20 protein-coding genes are annotated in these 22,962 nt (G+C 72.9%); 8 read left to right on the forward strand and 12 right to left on the reverse strand.

The window, feature by feature from the left end:
* Window positions 1-78 precede the first annotated feature (78 nt).
* Genes RLT58_RS15165 through RLT58_RS15175 form a run of 3 tightly spaced genes read right to left on the reverse strand, consistent with a single transcriptional unit; the run spans window position 79 to window position 3,390 of the window.
* Window positions 79-1,026: an acyl-CoA dehydrogenase family protein gene (locus tag RLT58_RS15165; protein ID WP_311310904.1), complete on the reverse strand. Its 948-nt coding sequence runs from the start codon at window positions 1,024-1,026 to the stop codon at window positions 79-81.
* 6 nt (window positions 1,027-1,032) lie between these two features.
* On the reverse strand, window positions 1,033-2,190 hold the full coding sequence (locus tag RLT58_RS15170; RefSeq protein ID WP_311310905.1) for an acyl-CoA dehydrogenase: 1,158 nt from the start codon (window positions 2,188-2,190) through the stop codon (window positions 1,033-1,035).
* 6 nt (window positions 2,191-2,196) lie between these two features.
* A complete protein-coding gene (locus RLT58_RS15175) occupies window positions 2,197-3,390 on the reverse strand; it encodes an amidohydrolase family protein (protein WP_311310906.1) in 1,194 nt (397 codons plus the stop codon).
* Window positions 3,391-3,534: 144 nt separating this feature from the next.
* On the opposite strand from RLT58_RS15175, the gene RLT58_RS15180 reads away from it, so the two are divergent.
* Window positions 3,535-5,076, forward strand: a complete 1,542-nt coding sequence (locus tag RLT58_RS15180) for a class I adenylate-forming enzyme family protein (protein ID WP_311310907.1) — start codon at window positions 3,535-3,537, stop codon at window positions 5,074-5,076.
* 473 nt (window positions 5,077-5,549) lie between these two features.
* Here RLT58_RS15180 and RLT58_RS15185 read toward each other — a convergent pair whose 3' ends face one another.
* Both RLT58_RS15185 and RLT58_RS15190 read right to left on the reverse strand, forming a co-directional pair.
* The gene (locus tag RLT58_RS15185; protein ID WP_311310908.1) at window positions 5,550-6,071 is read right to left on the reverse strand and encodes an EF-hand domain-containing protein; all 522 of its coding nucleotides are present in this window, start codon (window positions 6,069-6,071) and stop codon (window positions 5,550-5,552) included.
* 34 nt (window positions 6,072-6,105) lie between these two features.
* Window positions 6,106-6,513, reverse strand: a complete 408-nt coding sequence (locus RLT58_RS15190; RefSeq protein ID WP_311310909.1) for an STAS domain-containing protein — start codon at window positions 6,511-6,513, stop codon at window positions 6,106-6,108.
* Window positions 6,514-6,799: 286 nt separating this feature from the next.
* On the opposite strand from RLT58_RS15190, the gene RLT58_RS15195 reads away from it, so the two are divergent.
* Both RLT58_RS15195 and RLT58_RS15200 read left to right on the forward strand, forming a co-directional pair.
* Window positions 6,800-7,411 (forward strand): RNA polymerase sigma factor, encoded by a 612-nt coding sequence (locus RLT58_RS15195; RefSeq protein WP_311310910.1) that lies wholly within the window; start codon window positions 6,800-6,802, stop codon window positions 7,409-7,411.
* Window positions 7,408-8,763 carry a zf-HC2 domain-containing protein gene (locus tag RLT58_RS15200; RefSeq protein WP_311310911.1) on the forward strand — a complete coding sequence of 452 codons (1,356 nt, stop codon included), beginning with the start codon at window positions 7,408-7,410 and terminating at the stop codon, window positions 8,761-8,763. Before RLT58_RS15195 ends, RLT58_RS15200 begins: the two co-directional genes overlap by 4 nt.
* Before the next feature lie 16 nt (window positions 8,764-8,779).
* On the opposite strand, the gene purU is transcribed toward RLT58_RS15200, so the two are convergent.
* Both purU and RLT58_RS15210 read right to left on the reverse strand, forming a co-directional pair.
* Window positions 8,780-9,658, reverse strand: a complete 879-nt coding sequence (gene purU, locus RLT58_RS15205) for a formyltetrahydrofolate deformylase (protein WP_311310912.1) — start codon at window positions 9,656-9,658, stop codon at window positions 8,780-8,782.
* A 28-nt stretch (window positions 9,659-9,686) separates the two neighbouring features.
* Window positions 9,687-10,124 carry an SCO4402 family protein gene (locus RLT58_RS15210; RefSeq protein WP_311310913.1) on the reverse strand — a complete coding sequence of 146 codons (438 nt, stop codon included), beginning with the start codon at window positions 10,122-10,124 and terminating at the stop codon, window positions 9,687-9,689.
* 183 nt (window positions 10,125-10,307) lie between these two features.
* On the opposite strand from RLT58_RS15210, the gene RLT58_RS15215 reads away from it, so the two are divergent.
* Window positions 10,308-11,588 (forward strand): ABC transporter substrate-binding protein, encoded by a 1,281-nt coding sequence (locus RLT58_RS15215; protein WP_311310914.1) that lies wholly within the window; start codon window positions 10,308-10,310, stop codon window positions 11,586-11,588.
* Between the two features lie 55 nt (window positions 11,589-11,643).
* Here RLT58_RS15215 and RLT58_RS15220 read toward each other — a convergent pair whose 3' ends face one another.
* Window positions 11,644-13,128 (reverse strand): hypothetical protein, encoded by a 1,485-nt coding sequence (locus RLT58_RS15220; RefSeq protein ID WP_311310915.1) that lies wholly within the window; start codon window positions 13,126-13,128, stop codon window positions 11,644-11,646.
* Window positions 13,129-13,303: 175 nt separating this feature from the next.
* Window positions 13,304-14,686, reverse strand: a complete 1,383-nt coding sequence (locus RLT58_RS15225; protein WP_311310916.1) for an NsdA family TPR-like regulatory protein — start codon at window positions 14,684-14,686, stop codon at window positions 13,304-13,306.
* Window positions 14,687-15,008: 322 nt separating this feature from the next.
* Here RLT58_RS15225 and RLT58_RS15230 point away from each other — a divergent pair, with 322 nt between their 5' ends.
* The 3 genes from RLT58_RS15230 to RLT58_RS15240 all read left to right on the forward strand — a co-directional run bounded on the left by RLT58_RS15230 (window position 15,009) and on the right by RLT58_RS15240 (window position 18,217).
* Window positions 15,009-15,665 (forward strand): bifunctional DNA primase/polymerase, encoded by a 657-nt coding sequence (locus RLT58_RS15230; RefSeq protein WP_311310917.1) that lies wholly within the window; start codon window positions 15,009-15,011, stop codon window positions 15,663-15,665.
* An 87-nt stretch (window positions 15,666-15,752) separates the two neighbouring features.
* Complete coding sequence (locus RLT58_RS15235; protein ID WP_311310918.1) at window positions 15,753-16,568, forward strand: ABC transporter ATP-binding protein; 816 nt, start codon at window positions 15,753-15,755, stop codon at window positions 16,566-16,568.
* Window positions 16,565-18,217, forward strand: a complete 1,653-nt coding sequence (locus tag RLT58_RS15240) for a transporter (protein ID WP_311310919.1) — start codon at window positions 16,565-16,567, stop codon at window positions 18,215-18,217. The genes RLT58_RS15235 and RLT58_RS15240 overlap by 4 nt, the downstream gene beginning before the upstream one ends.
* A gap of 38 nt (window positions 18,218-18,255) precedes the next feature.
* Here the strand turns inward: RLT58_RS15240 and RLT58_RS15245 are convergent, their stop codons facing one another.
* Together RLT58_RS15245 and RLT58_RS15250 are read right to left on the reverse strand one after the other, a co-directional pair.
* Window positions 18,256-19,149 carry an alpha/beta fold hydrolase gene (locus RLT58_RS15245; RefSeq protein ID WP_311310920.1) on the reverse strand — a complete coding sequence of 298 codons (894 nt, stop codon included), beginning with the start codon at window positions 19,147-19,149 and terminating at the stop codon, window positions 18,256-18,258.
* A 533-nt stretch (window positions 19,150-19,682) separates the two neighbouring features.
* Window positions 19,683-20,375 (reverse strand): iron-dependent transcriptional repressor DtxR, encoded by a 693-nt coding sequence (locus tag RLT58_RS15250; RefSeq protein ID WP_311310921.1) that lies wholly within the window; start codon window positions 20,373-20,375, stop codon window positions 19,683-19,685.
* Window positions 20,376-20,580: 205 nt separating this feature from the next.
* On the opposite strand from RLT58_RS15250, the gene RLT58_RS15255 reads away from it, so the two are divergent.
* A complete protein-coding gene (locus tag RLT58_RS15255; protein ID WP_311310922.1) occupies window positions 20,581-21,336 on the forward strand; it encodes an SIS domain-containing protein in 756 nt (251 codons plus the stop codon).
* Between the two features lie 20 nt (window positions 21,337-21,356).
* Here RLT58_RS15255 and RLT58_RS15260 read toward each other — a convergent pair whose 3' ends face one another.
* Entirely contained in the window at window positions 21,357-22,712 is a 1,356-nt protein-coding gene (locus RLT58_RS15260; RefSeq protein WP_311310923.1) for a PAS domain-containing protein, read from the reverse strand.
* Window positions 22,713-22,962: the final 250 nt, after the last annotated feature.

Raw genomic sequence — 22,962 nt, forward strand, 5'->3', positions numbered from 1 at the left:
TGCGCTGTGTCACTCCGCAGCGTGAACCCCTGGGGTGCGTCGCGTCACGTGCGTGCGCCGGGCAACCGGTCACCCCGCTCACTCCAGATCGGCCGCAAGCAGCTCCTCGGCGCCCCCCGCCGCGAGCCAGCCGCCGGCCCGCAGCCAGGCCCGCTTGAGATGCAGATGCACGTCCGCCTCCCAGGTGAAGCCCATGCCGCCGTGCACCTGGAGGCAGTCGCGGGCATTGCGGACGGCCGCCTCGTCGGCCAGCAGCTTGGCCCCGGCGATCTCCACGGGAACGGCCGTCACGGCGGCCGCGTACACGGCGGTACGGGCCAGCTCGGCGCGCACCAGCATGTCGGCGCACAGATGCTTGACCGCCTGGAAGGATCCGATCCGCGCACCGAACTGTTCGCGCTCACCGGCGTGTTGGACCGCAGCCTCCTGGCTGCGGACGGCGCTGCCGAGCTGCTCGGCCGCGGTCAGCAGGGCCCCTTCCCGGCGCAGCCGCGCCCCGTCGGCCACGGGCTCGCCCTCGTACCCGGACAGGTCAGGGACCCGCCACAGCGGGGTGCCCGGGTCCAGCGAGCGCACCGGCCGGGCCCCGTCCAGGGCCCGCCGCAGGGCCGCGCCGGTCAGCACCCGGGCCCGGTCGCCGGCCAGGACGAGCAGCGCGTCGGCGTCCGCCAGATGCGCCACCGGCAAGTCGCCGTCCGCCACCGCCACCACGGCCTCGCCCTCCGCCGCGCCCTTCACCGCCCCGGCGGCCAGCTCGGTGGCGGCCAGCGGTCCGGGCAGCAGGACCCGCCCCAGCTCCTCGAACAGAAGTACGGATTCCGGCAGGCCGAGGCCGACCCCGCCCGCCGTCTCCGGCAGCCGCAGCGCGAAGCACCCGGCGGCCCCCAGCTCCCGCCACAGCTCCCGGCCCACGCCCCCGCCGCCCTCGACCGCCGCCCGCAGCGCGTCCCGGCCGAACCGGCCCGCGAGCAGGTCCCGCATCCCCGTCCGCAGCGCCCGCTGGTCGTCCGAGAGCTGGAAGTCCACGGCCGCTCACCGCCCCTTCGGCAGGCCGAGGATCCGCTCGGCGACGATGTTGCGCTGGATCTGCGAGGTACCGGCCGCGATGGTGTACGAGAGCGAGGAGAGCCGGTCCCGCACCCACTCACGGTCCAGGTCGAGGGCGTCGCCCGCGCCGAGCACCTCGGCCGCCGCCTCGTACAGCTCCTGGCGGGCGTGCGAGTACCGCAGCTTGAAGACCGAGCCGCCGGTCCCGGGGACCCCGCCGGTGGCCTGGGCCTCGCTGACGTTCCACTGGGTGAGCCGCCACAGGGCCCGGAACTCGGCGTTGAGCCGGCCCAGCCTGCGGCGCAGCACCGCGTCGTCCCAGCGGCCGGTGCGCCGGGCCTCGGCGGCCAGCGCGGCCAGGGTGCGGCGGCAGGCGACGACCTCGCCGACGAAGGCCGTACCGCGCTCGAAGGAGAGCGTGACCATGGTGACCCGCCAGCCGTCGTTCTCCGCGCCGACCCGGTGCGAGACGGGCACCCGCACCTCGTCGAGGAACATCTCCGCGAACTCGGTGGACCCGGCCAGCGTCCGCAGCGGCCGGACGGTGACCCCCGGGCTGTCCATCCGCATCGCCAGCCAGCTGATGCCCCGGTGCTTCGGCGCCTCGGGGTCCGTCCGCACCAGCAGCTCGCACCAGTCGGCGACCTCCGCGTGCGAGGTCCAGATCTTCTGCCCGCTGACCACGTAGGCGTCGCCGTCGCGCACGGCCCGGGTGCGCAGTGCGGCCAGGTCCGAGCCGGCGCCGGGCTCGCTGAAGCCCTGGCACCACATCTCGTCGCCGCGCAGCACCGGCGGCAGCCAGCGGGCCCGCTGCTCCGGGGTTCCCTCGGCGGCGACGGTGGGCCCGGCGTGCAGCAGCCCGACGAAGTTCGCGCCGACGTAGGGCGCCCCGGCCCGCTCCGTCTCCTCCAGGAAGATCAGGTGCTGGGTGGGGGTGGCGCCCCGGCCGCCCGCGTCGGCCGGCCAGTGCAGCCCCGCGTACCCGGCGTCGTACAGCAGCCGCTGCCAGCCGGCGTCGTACGCCCTGCGACCCGGCCAGTCGCCGGGGTCCGGCTTCGCGGGCAGCCCGGGGAGCACGGCGGCCAGCCACTCCCGCAGCCGGGCCCGGAAGGCTTCCTCCTGCGGTGTGTACGCGAGGTCCACCGCGGCCTACTTGTCGAGGTCCAGGCCGAGCATGCGGATCGCGTTCCCGCGCATCAGTTTGTAGACGGTCTCCTCGTCCAGTCCCTTGACGTGGTCGAGGGCGACCTCCTTGGTGTGCGGGAAGGTCGAGTCGACGTGCGGGTAGTCCGTCTCGAAGGTGGCGTTGTCCCGGCCGACGACGTCGAGCGAGGCGACGCCGTGCTTGTCTCGGAAGAAGCAGCAGAAGATCTGCCGGTAGTAGTACGTGGAAGGCGGCTCGGGGATCAGGTCGCGCACCCCGCCCCAGGCCCGGTGCTCCTCCCAGACGTCGTCGGCGCGCTCCAGGGCGTACGGGATCCAGCCCATCTGGCCCTCGCTGTACGCCAGTTTCAGCGTCGGGAACTTCACCAGCACCCCGCTGAACAGGAAGTCCATCATCGAGGCCATCGCGTTGTTGAAGGAGAGCGAGGCCTGCACGGCGGGCGGGGCGTCGGGGGACGCGGCGGGCATCTGGGAGCTGGAGCCGATGTGCATGTTCACGACCGTGCCGGTCTCCTGGCAGGCGGCGAAGAAGGGGTCCCAGTAGCCGCTGTGGATCGAGGGCAGCCCGAGATGGGTGGGGATCTCCGAGAAGGTCACCGCGCGCACCCCGCGCGCCGCGTTCCGCCTGATCTCCGCGACCGCCAGGCCGATGTCCCAGAGCGGGATGATGCAGAGCGGGATCAGCCGGCCGCCGCTGTCCCCGCACCACTCCTCGACCATCCAGTCGTTGTAGGCGCGGACGCAGGCGAGCGCGACCTCCTTGTCGTGCGCCTCGGCGAAGGTCTGCCCGCAGAAGCGCGGGAAGGTGGGGAAGCACAGGCTCGCCTCGACGTGGTTGAGGTCCATGTCCTTCAGCCGCTCCACGGGATCCCAGCAGCCGCGCCGCATCTCCGCCCGGGTGATCCCCTCCAGCGTCATGTCGTCGCGGTCGAAGCCCACGGCGGCGATGTTCCGCTTGTACGGGAACTTCAGGTCCTCGTAGATCCACCAGTCGGTCGGCGGCCCGTCCGGGTCCATCGTGATGACGTACTTGCCACCCGTGTACGCCAGCTCGCCGATGCCGGCGGTCAGCGGCTGCGGGCCGCGCTCACGGTACTTGGCGGGCAGCCAGGCCGAGAAGAGGTGCGGCGGCTCGATCACATGGTCGTCGACGCTGACGATCCGAGGCAGTTCCGTCATGGTGTCCCCTTCGGCGCGCGCATTTCTGATGACCCGTCAGATTGACGTCGCCCTCAGGCTAGCCCCGCACCTCTGGACCGACAAGGCGCAGCGCTCTACGCTCTCCGCACGATCTGACTACCCGTCAGCTGTGAGGGGTTCGCCGTGAACGAGACCGCACACGCCCTGGGTGCATCGGGCACCTTCTGGGAGCTCATCGAACGCCGGGCCGCCCTGACCCCGGACCGGCCCTTCCTGATCCAGGACGACCGCACGCTCACCTTCGGCGCGCTGCGCGAGCGGGGCGAGCGGGTGGCGGCGGGGCTGTACGGGATGGGGGTGCGCCCCGGCGACGTGGTCGCCTGGCAGCTGCCGACGCGGGTGGAGACGGTGCTGCTGTCCTTCGCGCTGACCCGGCTCGGGGCGGTGCAGACGCCCGTCATCCCCTTCTACCGCGACCGCGAGACGGGGTTCGCGCTGCGGGAGTCGAAGGCGGCGTTCTTCGCGGTGCCGGGGGTCTGGCGGGGCTACGACCACACGGCGATGGCCGAGCGCCTGTCGGCCGGCCTCGAACGCCCGCCGCAGGTCTTCGAGGCGTACGACACCCTCCCGGACGGCGATCCCTCGGTCCTGCCGCCCCCGCCCCCGGACGGCACGTCGGTGCGCTGGATCTACTGGACCTCGGGCACCACGTCCGACCCGAAGGGGGTCCTGCACACCGACCGCAGCCTGATCGCGGGCGGCTCCTGCCTGGCCCACGCGCTGCGTCTGTCGGCGGACGACGTCGGCTCGGTGGCCTTTCCGTTCGCCCATGTCGGCGGGCCGGACTACGCGGTGATGCTGCTGCTGTACGGGTTCCCCGCGGTGCTGTTCGAGCACTTCGCGATGCCTCAAGCGCTGGCGGGCTACCGGCGCCACGGGGTGACGGTCGCGGGCGGCTCGACGGCCTTCTACTCGATGTTCCTGGCCGAACAGCGCAAGGCCCCGGACCGGCCGCTGATCCCCACGCTCCGGCTGCTGGCGGGCGGCGGCGCGCCCAAGCCGCCGGAGATCTACCACGCGGTGGTACGGGAGATGGGCGTCCAGCTCACGCACGGCTACGGCATGACCGAGGTCCCGATGATCACGATGGGCGCACCGGACGACACGGTGGAGGAACTCGCCGAGACGGAGGGGCGGCCGCCGGAAGGCATGGAGATCCGGATCACCGACGAGGACGGCAAGGGGGTGCCGTGCGGGACGGACGGCGAGGTCCGGCTGCGGGGCGAGGCGGTCTGCCGGGGCTATCTGGGCGCGGCGGCGCCCTTCGACGCGGAGGGGTTCCTGATCACGGGCGACGTGGGGCACCTGCGGCCGAGCGGGCATCTGGTGCTCACGGGGCGGCTGAAGGACATCATCATCCGCAAGGGCGAGAACATCTCGGCGAAGGAGATAGAGGATCTGCTGGCCCGGCATCCGGGCGTGGGCGACGCGGCGGTGATCGGTCTGCCGGACGCGGCGCGGGGCGAGCGGGTCTGCGCGGTGGTGGAACAGCCCCGGGGCGCCGCCCCCCTCACCCTGCCCGCTCTGACGGCGTACCTGCGCGAGGAGGGCCTCGCGGTCCACAAGCTCCCGGAGCAGTTGGAGGTGGTGGACGCACTGCCCCGGAACGAGGCGTTGCGCAAGGTCCTGAAGTACCGGCTCCGGGCGCGGTACGCGTCTTCCTGACCTGTGCCTGTGCCCCGGTCCGGGGCGGAGGGTGCCGTCCTCAATCGCCGGACGGGCTTGGTGGTGCGGGTTGCCCGTGGGGGCGCTCTGTCCGGTGGGTGGGGGTGGGGTCCCTCCGGGGAGACTCCTCGGAAATGGCGTGTTCACCCGGGTCCGCGAGGGACCCGGGTCGTACGCCATTTCCTGCGGGGACTCCCCTGCACGCCCCCACTCGGCTCACTCGCGCCCGAACGCCGGTTGTCCGACTGCCGCAGACGCACGACGGCCGGTCCGGGGCCGTGCAGGAGAGTCCCCGCAGGACGACGAACATGTTCCCGGGTGCGCCTGCGTCGTCGCCGCACGTTCGTCGTCCGAGGAGTCTCCCCGGAGGGGCACCGGACCCCCACCCGGACAGAGTGCGCACCCTGCGGAGCACCCGCACCAGACAAGCCCGTCCGGCGACTGAGGACGGAACCCCGCGCCCCGGCCGAGGGCTACGCGTCGGGTTCGATGACCGTGAAGTACGCCGCGAACGCGGCCACCGCGTCGGCCTCCGCGATGCGGCCGTCGCGGTCCACGTCCAGGCTCTGCGCGGCGAACGCCGCCGCGTCCGGGCTCGCGCCCAGCACCCGCAGGGCCCGCTCCACCGCCGGGACGGTGGCCGTTCCGGCCTCGTCCTGGTCGGCCACGGCGATCGCCGCCCGCAGGAACGGGCGGGCGATCTCCGCGAAGCGCTCGGGGTTGTCGCGGAGCCGTTTCACCGCGCCCCCCACGAACTCCTCACGGGTGACCCGCTGGTCCCCGTCCACGTCGGCGATGCCCGCCATGCCCTGCCAGAACGCCTCGGCCCCGGTGTAGAGCGCCTGGCCCTTGTCGCAGCGGGCCGTCGTACCGAATTCGGTGAGCAGACGGGCCGCGGCGGCGTTGAAGTCCGCGCGATCGATGTATCCGTTGCCGTCCTGGTCGAAGGCGGCGAAACGGAAAGCGATCTTGCGCTCATACTCTGCGCTGTCCATGCGGGGAGCGTACGACGCCCACAGCCGTCACGTGTCACTTACGCGCTTCAGTGGTGTGACAACCCGGGCAGGCCGTCATCGGCCGGGCCTCGTCGTCGACGGCCGAGTCCCAGTCGGGGTAGACCTCGAACAGCCGCCGCACGCCCAGAGCACCGAGCACCCGGTTCACATGGGAGCCCTCCTCCGCGCCCCGGGCGGGCAGGATCAGCCGCAGCCGGCCCCCGCAGGAACGCATCAGCCGGCGCGAGGCGATCAGCACCCCGACCCCGCTGGAGTCGCAGAACAGCACTTCGGAGAGGTCGAGCACGACATCGTGGCGGCCGACGGCCACCGCGTCGTGGACGGACTGGCGGACGGCGGGCGAGGACACCAGGTCCATCTCCCCGTCAATGTGGAGCACGGTCCACCCGCCCTGCTCACTCTCGGCCACGCTGAGTGTCATGCGACTGGGCCTCTCGTTCCGGAAGTTTCCGTTCCTCCTCGCGGCTGCCCCGGCCGCCCCTCCAGCAAACACCGCCTCCCTCAGGAAGGCCCGGAAGCGATTCAGGCAGAAATGATCACTTCGTGTCCGATTACGCCGCCGACCGGCGACGATTTCCCTACCATCCAGGGCTTTCGCGGGGACGTACTTGCCGCAAAGGGGCGTGCTCGGTCAGGGTGGCCCACTACATTCGATGTGACGAGGGGTACAGGACAAGAGGTTCTGACGGCACACGGCTGGGGGTCGCATGGCTGAAAACGCACCGCCCCGCTGGGACCGCAAGATGCAGCAGCGGCTGGCACGCGGTGAGGCGGCGGCGCTCGGCGAGCTCTACGACCGGTTCGCCGCCCTCGTGCACAGCCAGGCCAACCGGATGCTGGACGACGAGAGCGCCGCCGACCTGGTCACCCGCGAGGTCTTCGGCTACGTGTGGGAGAACCCGGACGCGTACGACCCCAAGCAGGGTTCCATGCGCTCCTGGGTGGCCCGGCTCACCCACCGCGAGTCCGTGCAGCGCCTGCGCAGGTCCGCCGCAGCCGCGTCGGCCGAGGACGAGCGGGACGAGGCGGACGAGGACGGCACGGCCGCCCCGGACCCGGTCGGTCTGGAGGAGCGCGTGCGCCGGGCCACCGCCGCGGCCCGCGCCGACTACATCGTCGCCTCGATGCCCGCCCCGCTGAGGGCCGCGCTCGAACTGGCGTACATCCAGCGCCGCGACTACCGGCAGACCGCGACGGACCTCGGTGTCACGGAGGACGAGGCGCGGCGGCGTCTGCGGCTCGGGCTGCAACTGCTGTCCACCGCCCACACCCGTCCGCTGGAGGGCTCGTCGCCGCCCGGATACGGGCGGCCGCTGTGACCGACGACGCGGACGGCCGCGCGGACGACGGCCGGGACGACGAGGTGCGCGGCGCCCGGCGCATACCGGGGCCGCGTGCCGCCGCGGACGACTTCGACCTCAGCCGCGTACCCCTGCCCGAACCCCCGCCGGAGCCGAAGGCTCCGCCCGAGCGGGTGCCGGAGCCGAAAAGGGCGGACGACGGACCACCGGAACCGTCCGAGCCGGCGCCGCCGCCCGCTCTCGTGCTCCCGCACCGGGTGCTGAAGGCGCTCCTCGGGGCGTGGGCACTGACCGCGTGCTCAGCCGAGGAGACCGAGGCCGTCGAGGCGCATCTCACCGAGTGCGCTCCCTGTGCGGACGAGGCGCTGCGGCTGCGCGACGCGGTCGGGCTGCTGCACACCGACCGCACGCTGGATCTCGATCCGATGCTCAGGTCCCGCGTGCTGGAGAACTGTCTGAGCCGCCGGCCCGCGAAGATCCCGGTGCCGGACTGGGCCGCTCCGTACGACGCGGAGACGGCCAGGCTCGACGCGCTGCTGCGGGACATCGTCGGCTCGGAGTGGCACGCGCCGGTGCGGCTGAAGTGGTTCGAGGGCGAGGAACGGGCGTATCGCAGGACGACGGTCGCCGGGGTCATCGGCCACCTGATGACCGTCGACGGGCTGGTCAGCACCGCGCTCGGCCTCGACGACCCGCTCGCCGAAAGCGTCCCGGGGACCCCGCGCCGCGGCTCCGGGCTGCCGCTCGCTCCCACCGCCCGCACCGAGACGTACTGGTCGTCCGCCGAGCGGCCTCCGACCCGCGCCGTCCGTGAGCCATGGCGCGAGCAGAGCCACGCCCTGATCCGCACGGTGTCCTTCGCGGGCCGGGGCGTCTCGGACCTCTCGGTCTCCTACGGCGACTTCGCCCTGCCGTTGCAGGACGCCCTGCTGGACCGGGCCTTCGAGTGCTGGGTGCACGCGGGCGACATCGCGGAGGCGGTGGACTATCCGTACGAACCGCCGTCCGCCGCCCATCTGCACCGGATGATCGATCTGGCGGTGCGGATGCTGCCCGCCGCCCTGGCCGTGCGGCGCAGGGCCGGACTCGCGGGACCCGCCCGCCGGCTGGTGACGGCCGGCGCTCCGGGGCGCTCGCTCCATCTGGAGGTCGAGGGGTCGGGCGGCGGCGACTGGTACATCGCGCTGGACTCCCCCGCCGCCGTCGGCTCCCCGGACCACACGGTGGCGCAGATCGCCCTGGACGGCGTGGAGTTCTGCCAGCTGGTGGCGGGCCATGTGCCGCCCGTGGAGGCGGCGGCCGGCCAGCGCGGTGACCGCGAGGCGATCCGGGACGTCCTGTTCGCGGCCGCCTCGCTCAGCCGGCTGTGACCCCGGGGGGAACGCCCTAGGCGAAGATCACCGTGCGGCGGCCGTTGAGCAGGATGCGCCGCTCCGCATGCCACTTCACCGCGCGTGCCAGCGCCTGGCACTCCACGTCGCGGCCGATGGCGACGAGCTGTTCCGGCGTGACGCCGTGGCCCACCCGCTCGACCTCCTGCTCGATGATCGGCCCCTCGTCGAGGTCGGCCGTCACGTAGTGGGCGGTCGCGCCGATCAGCTTCACACCGCGCGCGTGCGCCTGGTGGTAGGGCTTGGCGCCCTTGAAGCTCGGCAGGAACGAGTGGTGGATGTTGATGATCCGGCCGCTCAGCTGCTTGCACAGATCGTCGGAGAGGACCTGCATGTAGCGGGCCAGGACGACCAGCTCGACGTCCTCCTCCCGGACCAGCTCCAGCAGCTGCGCCTCGGCGTCCGCCTTGTTCTCCCTGGTCACCGGGATGTGCCGGAAGGGCACGTCGTACGAGGCGACGAGTTCGGCGAAGTCCGTGTGGTTGGAGACGACGGCCGCGATCTCGACCGGCAGCGCACCGATCCGGGAGCGGAACAGCAGGTCGTTGAGGCAGTGGCCGAACTTGCTGACCATCAGCACGACCCGCATCCGGTCCGAGGCCCGGTGGATCTGCCAGTCCATCCGGAACGAGTCGCCGATCGCCGCGAAGCTCGCCCGCAGCTTGTCCACGGTGACGGGGGTGCCCGCCGAGAAGTGGACGCGCATGAAGAACAGGCCCGTGTCGTGGTCCCCGAACTGCTGGCTGTCCTCGATGTTGCAGCCGGTCATGAAGAGATAGCTCGACACGGCGTGCACGATGCCCTGTTTGTCGGGGCACGAGAGGGTGAGGACGTACTGCTCGGGGGCGGTGTCAGCAGGCTGCGGCGCGGTCATCCCCGTAGCGTGCCACACCGTCCGCCGTTCAGGCGGTCCTGGTCATGATGCGGAGCACGTCGAGCGAGCGCGGCGGCACATCGGGGTCCTCGCCGTCGTTCGTGGCGAGCAGCACATGGGCCTCGCGGGCGGCCCGGACGGCCTCCGGCCAGCCGTGGTGCTCCAGGTAGGCGGAGACAGGGGCGTCCGCGCCGACCTGGTGCATGATGCGCAGCACGCGCAGCACCGCGACGTCGACGAGGGCGGCCTCGTTGGAGTCGCGGAAGACCGTGCCGACGTACTTCTCGGCGGACCAGTTGTCCAGCCAGGTGTCCTCGACCAGGCGGTACACGGCGTCGGTGACGTCGCCGTATCCCTCCCGGCCGGCCAGCCAGCACTCGTGATGGAAGACGGGGTCGGAGAGCATGTGCAGCGCCGAGCGCACGTTGCTGCGCCAGCGCCACCACGGAATGTCGTTGAGCGGCATGCCGCCCATGGTGGAGGAGCGACGGCCGCGACGGGAAGAGTTCTCGGAACCTTGCTGCACAGCTGTCGATCGTACGTTCCCTTTCCGGCCTCCCCTACGGCCCCCCGCAATTCACCTGGGCGTCACCGAGCGTTGAACCGCGCACACTGCGGCGTTACCCCGGGCCGGGAAAGGTCTGTGCCCATGACCGGACGGCAGCGCCCCACCTCCCCCCGCCCCTCCCGGCCGCTCATCGGTGCGGTGGCGGCAGGGGCTCTGCTGATGACCGGCTGCGGCGCGCTCCCTGGGGCATCGGGGGACTCCAGGGAGCCCGTCACCGTCGTCACCTGGGCCCCCTCCGGCGCCTCGGGCCCGGGCACCGTCGCCATGGCCGGGATGACCGCCATGGCGCAGACGTACGCCCGCTGGATCAACAGCGAGGGCGGGATCGACGGCCACCGGCTGCGCGTGGTCACCTGCGACGAGGAGGACAGCTCGACCGGCGCGGGGAACTGCGCCCGCCGGGCCGTCAAGGAGAAGGCCGTCGCGGTCGTCGGCTCCTACAGCCGCCACGGGCGGGCCTTCATGGCCCCGCTGGAGGTCGCCGGCATCCCGTACATCGGCGGCTACGGGGCCTCCGAGGAGGAGTTCCGCAGCTATATGTCCTACCCCGTCACCGGCGGCCAGTCCGCGCTGATGGCGGGCAACGCCGAGCAGCTGTCGTGCAGTTGCGGCCGGGTCGCGCTGGTGCGGCCGGACACGCTGGGCGGCGACAGCCAGGCGTGGCTGCTGCGCACCGGCCTCACCGCCGCCGGGCGCCCCGCCCCCGTCGACATACCGGCCGCCGAGGACGCCACCTCGTACGACCAGGCGGCCGGACGGGCGCTGAGCGGGGCGGGCACCGAGGGCGGCTGTGTGACCTCGGTGCTCGGCGACCGCACGGAGACGTTCTTCGACTCCTTCCGGCGGCTGGAGCCCGCGGACACGACGGTGCGGGTCTCCTCGGTGCTCGGCAGCATCGGGCAGCCGCTCATCGACCGCACCGGCGGGCGCGCCAGCCCGTTCGAGGGCGCGTACGTCACCGGCTGGTACCCGGCCCCGGGCGACGCCCGCTGGGACCTGATGCGCAAGGTGATCGGCAAGCACGCCTTCGGGGACAACCGCGTCGACCCGGACGACACCGGGGTGCAGACCACCTGGGTCGCGTACACCGCGCTGAAGTCGGTCGTCGAGCAGCTGAACGAGCCGCGGATCACGTCCCAGAAGGTCACCAAGGCCCTCAACCAGGGCACCCGGGCCGACACCGGCGGCCTCACCCCGGCGCTGCGCTGGCGCTACGAGGACATGCTCGGCTCGGGGTCCTACCCGCGCATCGTGAACAGCAAGGTGACGTTCCAGGTGGTGCGCGACGGCCGGCTGGTCGCCGACCGCAAGGGCTTCGTCGACGTGACCCGCACCCTGGCGGACGCCAGCGCGACGGGCTGAGCCCGCCGGGGGCGGGAACCGCTCCCGCCCCCTTCTGCCTGCCTGTCTGCCCCTCTCAGAGCGCGGTGGCCTCACGCTTCGTCAGGCCGTACTTCACCGCGATGGCGTTCCACAGCGTGGACGCCTGCCGCTTGGCGTTGCTGGCCACGCCGCTCTGCACGGTCGCCTGCTGGGTGTGGGACGTCGTCCGGGCGTGGCCGTGCTTGCACACCTTCTTGCTCTTGGCCTGCGACGCCCAGGCGGCGTAGTGGTCGTCCGCCGATGCGGACGCCTGCCAGGCCTTGGTGAGCGAGGCGGTCAGCCGGGCGTGGTCCGGCAGCTTGTCGACCGAGAGGCCCTGGAGCCGGGTCACCAGGTCGCGGCGCTGCTGCGCGGCACCCTTGAGATCGGAGACGGCCTGGTCCAGGTTGGTGCAGGACTTGGTCTTCTCCACCGCGCCGATGACCGCGGAGCGGCTGTTGTTGCTGTCCGCGAGCAGCTTGTCGAGCGCCTCGGCCTGCGGCTTCGCCGGGTCCGCCGCGGGCTTCTCGGACGGCTCGGCGGCCGGTGAACTCGCCGAGGCCACCGGCTGCTTGTTGTCCTTCTTGTCGTCGCCGCCGCTCATCAGCGCGCCCGCGCCGAGCCCGATCACCGCACAGCCGACGACGACCGCCGCGATCAGCGGGACGTGCGCGGACCGCTTGCGCCGCCCGTCGCCCGGCCCGTCGTGCGCGAACCCGTCCTCGGGGCCGTTGTACGGGGGCGGCTGCTGGTAGTCCGGCGCCGCGCCGCCGCCCTGGTACTGCTGCTGCGCGGGGTCGAACCGGGGTATCTGCTGGGTGGCGCCCGCCGGCTCGTCGCTGCGGAAGAGGTTGTCGAACTCCGCCGGGGGCTGCCGCTCACCGGGCGTCCCGGGCCGGATGCCGTACGGGGCGCCGCCCGGCACCGGGGGGATGTACTGGGTGGCGTCGGCGTCCTGGCCGCCGGGCTGACCGTACGCCTGCCCCTGCTGCTGTCCGGGCTGCTGTCCGTGGCCCAGGTACCGGGTGGACTCCGCGGGGTTCTCCGGCGGCATCCCGCCGGGTCCGGGTCCGCCGGGCACCGGCGCGATGTACTGCGTGGCCTCGGCGTCGCCGCCCGCTCCGTGGCCCGCCTCGGGCGGCAGCGGCTGGGCGTACGGCGAGGGCTGCTGGGCCGGCGGCAGCGGCTGCGAGGGCGGGACCTGGCCGTAGCCGGAGTCCTGCCGCCCCTGTCCGTACTGCTGCCCCTGGCCGCCGTACTGCTGCTGTCCCTGGCCGTAGCCGCCCTGCTGCCCCGAAGGGTCGTACGGGCCCTGCTGCGGCTGTCCGTAGCCGCCATGGCTCCCGGGGCCCTGCTGGGGCGCCTGGGGCTCCTGAGGCCCCCAGGACTGCCCCCACGGCCGGCCGCCCGCCGGGGTCGCCCCGTCCGCGGCTCCCCCCGGCGTCCAGGGCTCGCCGCCACCCGAGGGCAGCACGACACCCTCGTGCGCGGGTCGTACAGCAGGGAGCTGCTGCTCGTCACCCTGTCCGCTCTGTGTCACCGGGACTCCTACGTGTCAATCTACGGAATCGTCGGCTCACGCTATCGGGTGGTTGCCGCCCTCTGCCAAGCGTGTGCCCTCGCTCACCTTCCCTTCACGCGGGGTGTAACACCGCACCCCCTTAAGACGCAGTTAAGGGGCGCGCGGACCTGAACGGCCGTCCGGGCGGGCCCTGTCAGGCCGCCTGGAGCTCCAGACGTGCGCCGAACTCCCGTACCGCGGGCTCGTCCCCGTACGGCACGAGCCGCTGCTGGAGATCGTCCAGATACTCCGCGCCCCGGCTGGAGCGGACCGTGCCCAGCAGCTCCATCGCGCGCGTCCCCGTGTGGCACGCCTGCTCCACCTCGCGCAGCTGCACCTGCGCCGTGGCCAGCAGCGCCAGGCCGATGCCGCGACGGCGGGCCCGGGACTCCGGATGGCCGTCCAGGGACTCCTGCGCCCGGCGCGCGGCGGCCTCGGCCTGGCCGAGGTCGCGGTGGCAGTGCGCCAGCTCGTCGGCCAGATAGGCGTGGTCGAAGTGGGCGATCCAGTCGGGGTCGTCGCCCGTGTCCGGCTCGGCCTGCTCCAGCGCGGTCAGCGCCCGCCCGGCCACCGCCTGGCAGGTGCGGGCGTCGCCCAGCAGGGCGTGACCGCGCGCCTCCGCCGCGTAGAACATCGCCTCCGCCCTCGGCGTCACCCGCCCGCGCGCCCCTTCCTGCGCCGCCCGGGCCAGCTGGGCGATCTCCCGGGGATTGCCGAGCTGGGCGGCGAGATGGCTCATCGATGCGGCCAGCACATAGCCGCCGTAGGCGCGGTCGCCCGCCGCCTGGGCGAGGCGCAGGGCCTGGATGTAGTAGCGCTGGGCCAGTCCGGGCTGGCCCGTGTCGACCGCCATGTAGCCGGCGAGCTCGGTGAGCCGGGCCACCGCCGCGAACAGCTGACGCCCGGTCGACTCGCGGTACGCCCCCGAAAGGAGCCCGGAGACCACGCTGTTGAGGTAGTGCACCAGCACCGGCCGCACATGGCCGCTGCCGAACCGGTGGTCGAGGTCGACCAGCGCGGCCGTGGTCGCCCGCACCGCCGCCACGTCCGACATCCCGACCCGGGCCCCGGCCGCGCGGGCGACCTGCGGGTCGGCGCCGGTGATCAGCCAGTCCCGGCTGGGCTCGACCAGCGCCGAGGAGGCGACCGTCGAACCGGACAGGAAGTCGCGGCGGCCGACGTCGCTGCGCCACAGCTCGCAGACCTGCTCGATGGCCCCGGTCACCGTCGGGGAGAACTGCAGCCCGACGCCCGAGGCGAGGTTCTTGCCGTTGGCCATCCCGATCTCGTCGATCGTGACCGTACGGCCGAGCTTGCGCCCGAGCGCCTCGGCGATGATGCCCGGCGCCCGGCCGCGCGGCTGCTGCCCGCGCAGCCAGCGGGCCACGGAGGTCTTGTCGTAGCGGAGGTCGAGGCCGCGCTCGGCCCCGACCATGTTGACGCGGCGGGCCAGGCCCGCGTTGGAGCATCCGGCTTCCTGAATGAGCGCCTGCAGCCGTTCGTTCGGCTGGCGTGCGACGAGAGGCCTGGCTGCCATGTTTCTCCCTCTGAGGCCGCAGTGATCGGTAAAGGGATCACTGCCCGACATATGCCTGAGAAATGCACCGATTCATCGGGTTGGTCACTTACTTCGCGTCTCTCCGTTTTCGTCACGGCAAGCCCCCTAAGATGCCGAGTGAACTGTGCCGGATGTCCCGTGGAGGGCTACCCGCCCACCGGCCCGGCCCCTCCCGCGCGCCCCCGCCCATGCATCGATGCGCCCCGTATGCGGAAGCGCTGGACCGTAACCACGCCCGCCACGCCCGTAACCCCAGGCGATGGCCAGAGTTGTGCTGAGCGTGGAAGAACCCATCGGAGTCATGGAAGCCGCACCCGTCCCCCAGCAGCGCACCGAGCAACTGCTCGACGCCGCCGTGCGGTACGCGGAGGAGCGGCACTGGGACGTGTGCCCCGGCACCTGGCTGGAGTCGGACGGCGGCACCCAGCGGTGCTCGTGCGGCGAGACCGGCTGCGCGGCGCCCGGCGCCCATCCCACCCGGGCGGACTGGGCGGGCCGGGCCACCGGCAGCGGCGCCGCCGCCCGCCGGATGTGGACCCAGAACCCCGGCGCCGCCATCCTGCTGCCCACCGGACGCGCCTTCGACGCCGTCGACGTGCCGGAGGCGGCGGGCTTCCTCGCGCTCGCCCGGATGGAGCGGATGAGCCTGCCGCTCGGACCGGTCACCCGCACCCCGGACCGCCGGATGCAGTTCTTCGTCCTGCCGGGCGCTGCCGCCAAGGTGGAGGGCCTCGTGCGCAAGGTGGGGTGGAACGCCGCGTCGATCGGCCTGCGCGCCATCGGCGAGGGCCACTACGTCACCGCGCCGCCGACCCGGGTCGGCGGGTCCGGCGTCGTGCAGTGGGCCCGCAGCCCCTCCACCGCCAACCGCTGGCTGCCCGAGGTGGAGGAGCTGATCAGCCCCCTGGCGTACGCCTGCGGCAGGGAGGCGGCCGACGCACGGAGCCGCCTTTCGTAGGGTGTCCCCCACATAGGAGCGTCCGGCCGTTGGGGGGCGACGCCCCCAACGGCCGGACGCGCCCAGGGGACTGCGAAGGGCGTGCACATGCCGGACCGGACAGACAACGACGGAACGGACGTACCGCGGGCGGCGGCGCCCGCGGTACGCGTGGAGGGGCTGTGGAAGCGGTTCGGTGAGCAGACCGCGGTCGCCGGCATCGATCTGGTGCTGCCCGCGGGCAATTTCATCGGTCTGGTCGGTCCCAACGGCGCGGGGAAGACCACCACGCTCTCCATGGTCACCGGCCTGCTCCGCCCGGACCTGGGCAGGATCGAGATCGGCGGCCGGGACGTCTGGCGCGATCCGGTCGAGGTGAAGTCCCGGATCGGCGTCCTGCCCGAGGGGCTGCGGCTCTTCGAGCGCCTCTCCGGCCGCGAACTCCTCGGCTACACCGGCCGGCTGCGCGGGCTGCCTGGCCACGAGGTCGACACCCGCGCCACCCAGCTGCTGGACGTCCTGGACCTGGCGGGCTCCCAGCACAAGCTGGTCATCGACTACTCGACCGGGATGCGCAAGAAGATCGGGCTCGCCGCCGCCCTGCTGCACAACCCCGAAGTGCTCTTCCTGGACGAGCCGTTCGAGGGCGTCGACCCGGTCTCGGCACAGACCATCCGGGGCGTGCTGGAGCGCTACACCCGCTCGGGCGCGACCGTCGTCTTCTCCAGCCATGTGATGGAGCTCGTCGAGTCGCTCTGCGACTGGGTGGCCGTCATGGCGGCCGGCACCATCCGCGCCCAGGGCACCCTCGCCGAGGTGCGCGGCGACGCGTCCTCGCTGCAGAACGCCTTTCTGGAGCTCGTCGGCGCGGGCGACCGCGACACCGGCGAGACCCTGGACTGGCTGGGCGGCGGCAGCCGATGAGCGTCCTCGACGCCCCGGCGGGAACCGGGCCCCGGACCGACGCCACCGACCGCGCGACGGGCCTGGTCCCCGTCTTCGCCCGGCTCAAGCTCACCCTGCTGCGCAACGGACTGCGGCAGTCGGCCGGCCGCCGGACCGTCTACATCATCTCCGTCGCCGGCGCCCTGCTGATCGCCGCAGGGCAGCTCATCGGCCTGATCGCGCTGCGCGGCCACGCCCACGCGGGCTCCCTCGTCGTCCTGCTCGCGGCCGTCCTCGCGCTCGGCTGGGCCGTGATGCCGCTCTTCTTCGCCGCCGGGGACGAGACGCTCGACCCGACCCGGCTCGTGATGCTGCCGCTGCGGCCCCGGCCCCTGATCACCGCCCTGCTGGTGTCCTCACTGATCGGCATCGGCCCGCTGTTCACACTCTGCCTCACCGTCGGTTCGGTGATCGCCCCGGCGCACGGGGCGGGCGCAATCGCCTTCGCCGTCCTGGCCGCCCCGCTGACGCTGCTGGTCTGCGTGGCCCTGGCCCGTACCGTCGCCACCGCCAACACCCGGCTGCTCACCTCCCGCAAGGGCCGCGATCTGGCGGTGCTCAGCGGGCTGGTGATCGCGGTCGGCATCCAGGCCGTCAACTTCGGCGCCCAGCGCCTCGGCCGGGCCGGCGGGCTCTCCGCGCTCGACCCGGCCGCCGAGGTGGTCCGCTGGCTGCCGCCGGCCTCCGCGATCGGCTCGGTGGACTCCGCGTCCCAGGGGGCGTACGGACGGGCCGTCGTGCAACTGCTGCTCTCCGCCGGGGCACTGGCCCTGCTGCTGTGGCTGTGGCAGCGCAGTCTGACCCGGCTGATGACCGCGCCGGACGGCTCGACGACCGCCGCCGCCGAGCCGTCCCGCACCGAGTCCGGCCGGGAGGGCTCCGGGCTCTGGGGGCTGTTCCCCGAGGGGCGCACGGGCACGGTGATGCAGCGCAGCCTGCGGTACGTGGCCCGGGACCCGAAGACCAAGGCCGCCTGGGTCACGGCGCTGGCGATCGGGATGATCGTGCCGCTGCTCAATGCGTTGCAGGGCACCGGGTCGGTGTACTTCGCGTGCTTCGGCGCGGGGATGCTCGGCATCCAGATGTACAACCAGTTCGGCCAGGACACCTCCGCCTTCTGGATGGTGGCCCTGACGATCTCCTCGACCCGGGACGCCTACCTCGAACTGCGGGCCCGTGCCCTGGCGCTGCTGCTGATCACCCTCCCGTACACGATCCTGGTGACGGTCCTGACGGCCGCGGTGCTCGGGGACTGGGAGGCGCTGCCGGGGGTCATGGGGCTCTCGTTCGCCCTGCTGGGCGCGATGCTGGCGACGGGCGCGGTGGCCTCGGCCAACTTCCCGTACTCGATTCCGCAGGACGGGGCCTTCAAGAACGTGGCGCCCGGACAGGCCGGGCTCGCGTGGATCTCGATCTTCGGCGGCATGGTCTCGGCGGCGCTCCTGTGCGCGCCGGTGATCGGGCTGACGATCTGGCTGCATATCGCCGGTGCGGAGGACCGGCTGTGGCTGCTGTTGCCGGTGGGTGCCGTGTACGGGGCGCTGATCACCTGGGGCGGGCTGCGGGTCGCGGCCCCCCGCACGGCGGAGCGGCTGCCGGAGATCCTGGCGGCGGTCAGCAAGGGCTGACGGCCGGGACGCCGGGGACGCCTGCGGCCGGGGTGTCGTTACGGGGACACCGGCTCGCGGTCGTCCCGCGCGTCCTCCGCCAGCTGCTCCAGGAAGGGTTCGACCGCCGCGCGCCAGCCCTCGGGCCGGTCGAAGTGCACGAGGTGGCCGGCGTCGGCCACCTCGGCGTACTGCCCGCGCGGCAGCACCCGGACCATCTCCTGGGCCTCGGCCCGGCCCAGCTCGCCGTCCAGGCCGCGCAGCACCAGCGTGGGGCATCTGACCTGGGCCAGCTCCTCCCAGTGCGCGTCGAAGACCCAGGTGGCGCGCGACTCCAGCATCTGGCGCCGGGAGAAGACGGGCCGCCACCCGTCGGACCGCTCGGCCATCACCTCGGCGAAGAACTCGCCGCGCGCCGGGTTGGGCCGCTCCACCCAGGGGTCGTCCTCGCCGAACCACTTCCGTACGTCGGCAAGGGTGGCGAACGGGACCGGCCAGGAGGTGAACCAGTCCTCCCACTCCCGCTGCGAGGCGGCGCCGAGCGCGGAGGCCCGCATGTCGGCGATGACCAGGGCGCGCACGAGGTCGGGGCGCTTCGCGGCGAGCTGCCAGGCGGTGAGCGCTCCCATGGAGTGCCCGATCAGGGTCACGGGGGCGAGACCGAGCTGTTCGATCGCGGCCTCGGCGTCCGCCACGTACGCCTCGCGGGTGTAGGGGCCGCCGGAGGGCTTGTCGCTGCGGCCGTGTCCCCGCTGGTCGAGGCCGACGGCGCGGTGCCGCTCGGTGAGCCAGCGGGCGGTGGAGGCCCAGTGCGACGCCCGGCCCATCAGGCCGTGGAGCAGTAAGACGGCGGGGGCGCGCTCGCCCTCCGCGCGCTCCTTGGGCGGGTCGGCGAACTCCCAGGCCGCAAGGCGTACGCCGTCGGTTCCGGTCACATCGATGCGCTGCACCATCTGTTCTGGCACCCCCTTCTGGTCCCTCGATCACCCTGCGGTCGCGTCGCCCAGACTATCGAACCTTTATTCGAAAACCGGGTTCCGGCACACAACACCGCTCGTTCGAGTGACTGCTTCCCAGGATTGACGCCGGCCGCGGCGGGGAGATCTTCTCCGGGAGGCGAGCCACTCGGGGATGAGGGCTCGCGGGGACCGACCTCGAGAGCTCGGGGCTCCAGGTCGGAACAGGGGAGGACAGGCCCCGGCGCCTTGCGGCGCCGGGGCCATCCGCTGATTCCGGGCCGCTCCGGGACACGCCCGCCGGGGGCCGGACCTGCCAGTACGACGGGCGCATTCCCTGCTCCCCTCCCCGACCGCGCGGCCAGGCGGCCGACACTCTCAGGTATCCCTCAGCCACAGCCTGGCACGCCATCCGCCGGAGCGCTGCGGTTCCGGCCGGAAAAGGTGCACGACGGGATACGGGACGGACCATGCGAAACCGGGCGTCGGCGGCCACGGCCACCGACGCCCGGTTCCCGAACGGTCAAGCGCTACCGCTTGGCCACGAACACATGCGAGGCGACCTCGGAGTCCAGCTCCGCCGCCTCGCCGCTGCTGCCGACCAGCACCCCGCCGGCCGACTGCGTCACGCTCACCACGGAGCCGGGCTGGACGCCCGCCCGCCGCAGTGTGTACATCAGCTGGGCGTCCGTCTGGATCGGCTCACCGATCCGGCGGACCACCACGGTCTTGCCCTCGGAGCCCGGGTCGAGCTCCGCCAGGCTCACCATGCCCGCGTCGAGGAACGGGTCGGCCTCGGCCTTCTCCCCCAGCTCCTCCAGGCCCGGGATGGGATTCCCGTACGGCGACTCCGTCGGGTGGCGCAGCAGCTCCAGCACCCGCCGCTCCACCGCCTCGCTCATCACGTGCTCCCAACGACACGCCTCGGCGTGCACCTGCTCCCACTCCAGGCCGATCACGTCGACCAGCAGGCATTCGGCGAGCCGGTGCTTGCGCATCACGCGGGTCGCCAGCCGGCGGCCCTCCTCCGTCAGCTCCAGATGCCGGTCGCCCGCGACCTGCACCAGACCGTCGCGCTCCATGCGCGCCACCGTCTGGCTGACCGTCGGACCGCTCTGGTCCAGCCGTTCCGCAATCCGGGCGCGCATGGGGACCACGCCTTCCTCTTCGAGTTCGAGGATGGTGCGGAGATACATCTCCGTTGTGTCGATCAGTCCGGACATTCGTGCCCCTCGATGCAATCGTGCGCTGGCCCTGACCCAATTCTGACGCATAGCGCCGACAACCGTGCCGCGCCGTCCGAACGAGGTGTTCCGGGAGCACCGCGGCAGGCCCTGCGCTATTGACATGTCACTGGTCCAGACCGCAACGTGATCGGCGGTACGGACGCCCCATGGACACCCCACACCGCCGGAAAGGTCCTCCTCGATGAGCGAAAGCAAGCTGGCCGGTCAGTTCTTCGACGCAGCGATCGGCCTGCTGGAGCGCGTGCGGGACGAGGAGGCCGGCTCCATCGCGGCCGCCGGCGCCGCGATCGCCGACACCGTGGAGTCCGGCGGCCGGCTCTTCGCCTTCGGCGCCGGGCACTCCTCGCTCGCCGCCCAGGACGTCGTCTACCGCGCGGGCGGGCTCGCCCTGATGAACCTCCTCGCCGTCCCGGGCGCCCTGGGCGTCGACGTCATGCCGGCGACCCTCGGCTCCGCGCTGGAGCGCGTGGACGGCCTCGCGGGCGCGGTCCTCGACTCCAGCCCCGCGAAGTCGGGCGACCTGCTGGTGATCATCTCCCTCTCCGGGCGCAACGCCCTGCCCGTGGAGATGGCCCTCAACGCACGGGCCCTGGGGCTCACGGTCATCGGCGTCACCTCGGTCGCGTACGCGGACGGCACCCGCTCCCGGCACGTCTCGGGCGGATTCCTGCGGGACCACTGCGACATCGTCCTCGACAGCAAGATTGCGATCGGTGACGCGGAGCTGGACGTCGACGGCATCGAGGCGCCGTTCGCACCGGCGTCCACGGTGGTCACCAGCGCGATCATGCAGGCGATGATGGCCGCCGCGGCGGAACGGCTGCTGGAGCGCGGCATCGAGCCGCCGCTGCTGCGGTCGGGGAACGTCGACGGCGGGCACGAGTGGAACGGGCGCGTGATGACGGAGTACGCGGACCGGATCTTCTACCGGCACTGAGTGCCCGGTCCGCGCCGCCCTCAGTCGCCGGACGGGCCGGCGTTCACCGTCTGGTACAGGTCCACCGACGCCGCCACCCGGTCCGCCACGCTTTCCGCGTAGACCGCGTCCGGGCGTTCGAAGGCGGCGCGGTGGGCCGAGCGCAGGAACGTCACCACGCCCAGCGTCCGCCCCCGGCTCCGGAGCACCACGCACAGCGCGTGCACCGAGTCGCCCGGCCACTGGCGCTCCGTGGCCCACTCCGGGCCCGAGCGCGCCGCGCCCGCCGAGGCCCGCACCGAGCCCGTACGGTCCACCGCCTGGAGGGCCGGGTGCCCCGGCGCGTACCGGAGCGGGATTCCGCCGCCGGCCACCGGCAGGCACGGCCCCGGGGCGTCCGAGGGCGTCGCCGCCGCCCGTACCAGCCGCTCCCCCGCCACCAGGTCGATCAGCGCGTGGTCCGCGAACCCGGCCAGCGCGTAGTCCAGCGACGACGTGGCCGCCTCCATCGGGTCCTCGCACTCGGCGGCGGACCGCGACGCCCGGTGCAGCTGGTTCGACCGGAAGCGCACCCGGTCCGCCTCCTGGGCCGCGGTCTTCGCCTCCGTGATGTCCTGGAACACCCAGCCGACGCCCAGCGGCACCGGCTCCTCCGCCAGCGGTGAGGCCAGCCGCAGGAAGCCGCTGCGCCAGCAGCGCCGCCGCACGCCCTCACCGCCCCGCAGGGTGACCCACAGCTCGGCGGGCGCCGGCGGAGCGCCCTCGGCCAGCACATGCTGGAACGCGCCCTCCAGCTCCTCCACCCCCTGCACGATCAGCTCGCCCAGGGGCCGGCCCAGCAGCGTCGTACGGCCGCCGCCGAGCGCACGGGCCGCGTGCGCGTTGACGACGGTGGGCCGCAGGTCCACGTCGACCAGGACCACGCCCCAGGACGCGTCCTCGAACAGCGCCTCGCTCAGCGCGATGGCCCGCTCCAGATCGATCTGGGCGTGGACCTCGCTGAACGCGCAGTACACCCCGGCGGGCTTCCCGTCGGCCGCCCGGACCCCGGCGGACTGCGTCCGCACCAGCACCCGCCCGCCGTCCTTGCGCAGCAGCGCGAACTCGTGCACCTGCCGTCCGGGCCCGTCCATGGCGGCCATCAGCCGCCCCTGGACCTCGTCCGCGTCGGCCCGTCGCACGGCCCATCCGGCGAATCCCGGGCGCCCGACGGCCTCCTCGGCGGACCAGCCGAGAATCCGCTCGGCCTCGCGGTTCCAGTGGGTCACGGTCCCGTCGGCGTCGAACGCGCACAGCGCGGCGTCCATCCCGTCGAGAAGAGCCGCCAGCAGCTCCGCCCCGGGAATCGGCTCGGGGCCGAGCGCATCGGTCGTTCCCCTGGTCGTGGAAGCACTCATCCCGGACCCCCTGCAGGACGCGTCCGCCATTGCCGCACGTCAGACCATTGAACTCGAACGTGACTCAGCACACAGCGACTTCCCCGAAATCAATCGCCCCGATAATTCGGTTGTGCGGGCCCCGGGGTGGTTCCTAAGGTGGTCCTACACGTTGAAAGGAGGTGATCCGAAAAGTGCAGTCTTATCGGATTCGTGAGGTGGCTGCGGGCTGACAGCCCGTCGTCGCACACCGTGCACCTCGGCAGGCTGT

The organism is Streptomyces sp. ITFR-16, from assembly GCF_031844705.1.
In the GTDB taxonomy this organism is placed as follows: Bacteria; Actinomycetota; Actinomycetes; order Streptomycetales; family Streptomycetaceae; genus Streptomyces.

Coding starts and splice junctions, on each gene's coding strand:
- RLT58_RS15175 (WP_311310906.1), bottom strand. CDS start 3,390: ATGACGGAACTGCCTCGGATCGTCAGCGTCGACGACCATGTGATCGAG.
- RLT58_RS15185 (WP_311310908.1), bottom strand. CDS start 6,071: ATGGACAGCGCAGAGTATGAGCGCAAGATCGCTTTCCGTTTCGCCGCC.
- RLT58_RS15190 (WP_311310909.1), bottom strand. CDS start 6,513: ATGACACTCAGCGTGGCCGAGAGTGAGCAGGGCGGGTGGACCGTGCTC.
- RLT58_RS15195 (WP_311310910.1), top strand. CDS start 6,800: ATGGCTGAAAACGCACCGCCCCGCTGGGACCGCAAGATGCAGCAGCGG.
- purU (WP_311310912.1), bottom strand. CDS start 9,658: ATGACCGCGCCGCAGCCTGCTGACACCGCCCCCGAGCAGTACGTCCTC.
- RLT58_RS15210 (WP_311310913.1), bottom strand. CDS start 10,124: ATGCCGCTCAACGACATTCCGTGGTGGCGCTGGCGCAGCAACGTGCGC.
- RLT58_RS15215 (WP_311310914.1), top strand. CDS start 10,308: ATGACCGGACGGCAGCGCCCCACCTCCCCCCGCCCCTCCCGGCCGCTC.
- RLT58_RS15225 (WP_311310916.1), bottom strand. CDS start 14,686: ATGGCAGCCAGGCCTCTCGTCGCACGCCAGCCGAACGAACGGCTGCAG.
- RLT58_RS15230 (WP_311310917.1), top strand. CDS start 15,009: ATGGAAGCCGCACCCGTCCCCCAGCAGCGCACCGAGCAACTGCTCGAC.
- RLT58_RS15235 (WP_311310918.1), top strand. CDS start 15,753: ATGCCGGACCGGACAGACAACGACGGAACGGACGTACCGCGGGCGGCG.
- RLT58_RS15240 (WP_311310919.1), top strand. CDS start 16,565: ATGAGCGTCCTCGACGCCCCGGCGGGAACCGGGCCCCGGACCGACGCC.
- RLT58_RS15245 (WP_311310920.1), bottom strand. CDS start 19,149: ATGGTGCAGCGCATCGATGTGACCGGAACCGACGGCGTACGCCTTGCG.
- RLT58_RS15250 (WP_311310921.1), bottom strand. CDS start 20,375: ATGTCCGGACTGATCGACACAACGGAGATGTATCTCCGCACCATCCTC.
- RLT58_RS15255 (WP_311310922.1), top strand. CDS start 20,581: ATGAGCGAAAGCAAGCTGGCCGGTCAGTTCTTCGACGCAGCGATCGGC.
- RLT58_RS15260 (WP_311310923.1), bottom strand. CDS start 22,712: ATGAGTGCTTCCACGACCAGGGGAACGACCGATGCGCTCGGCCCCGAG.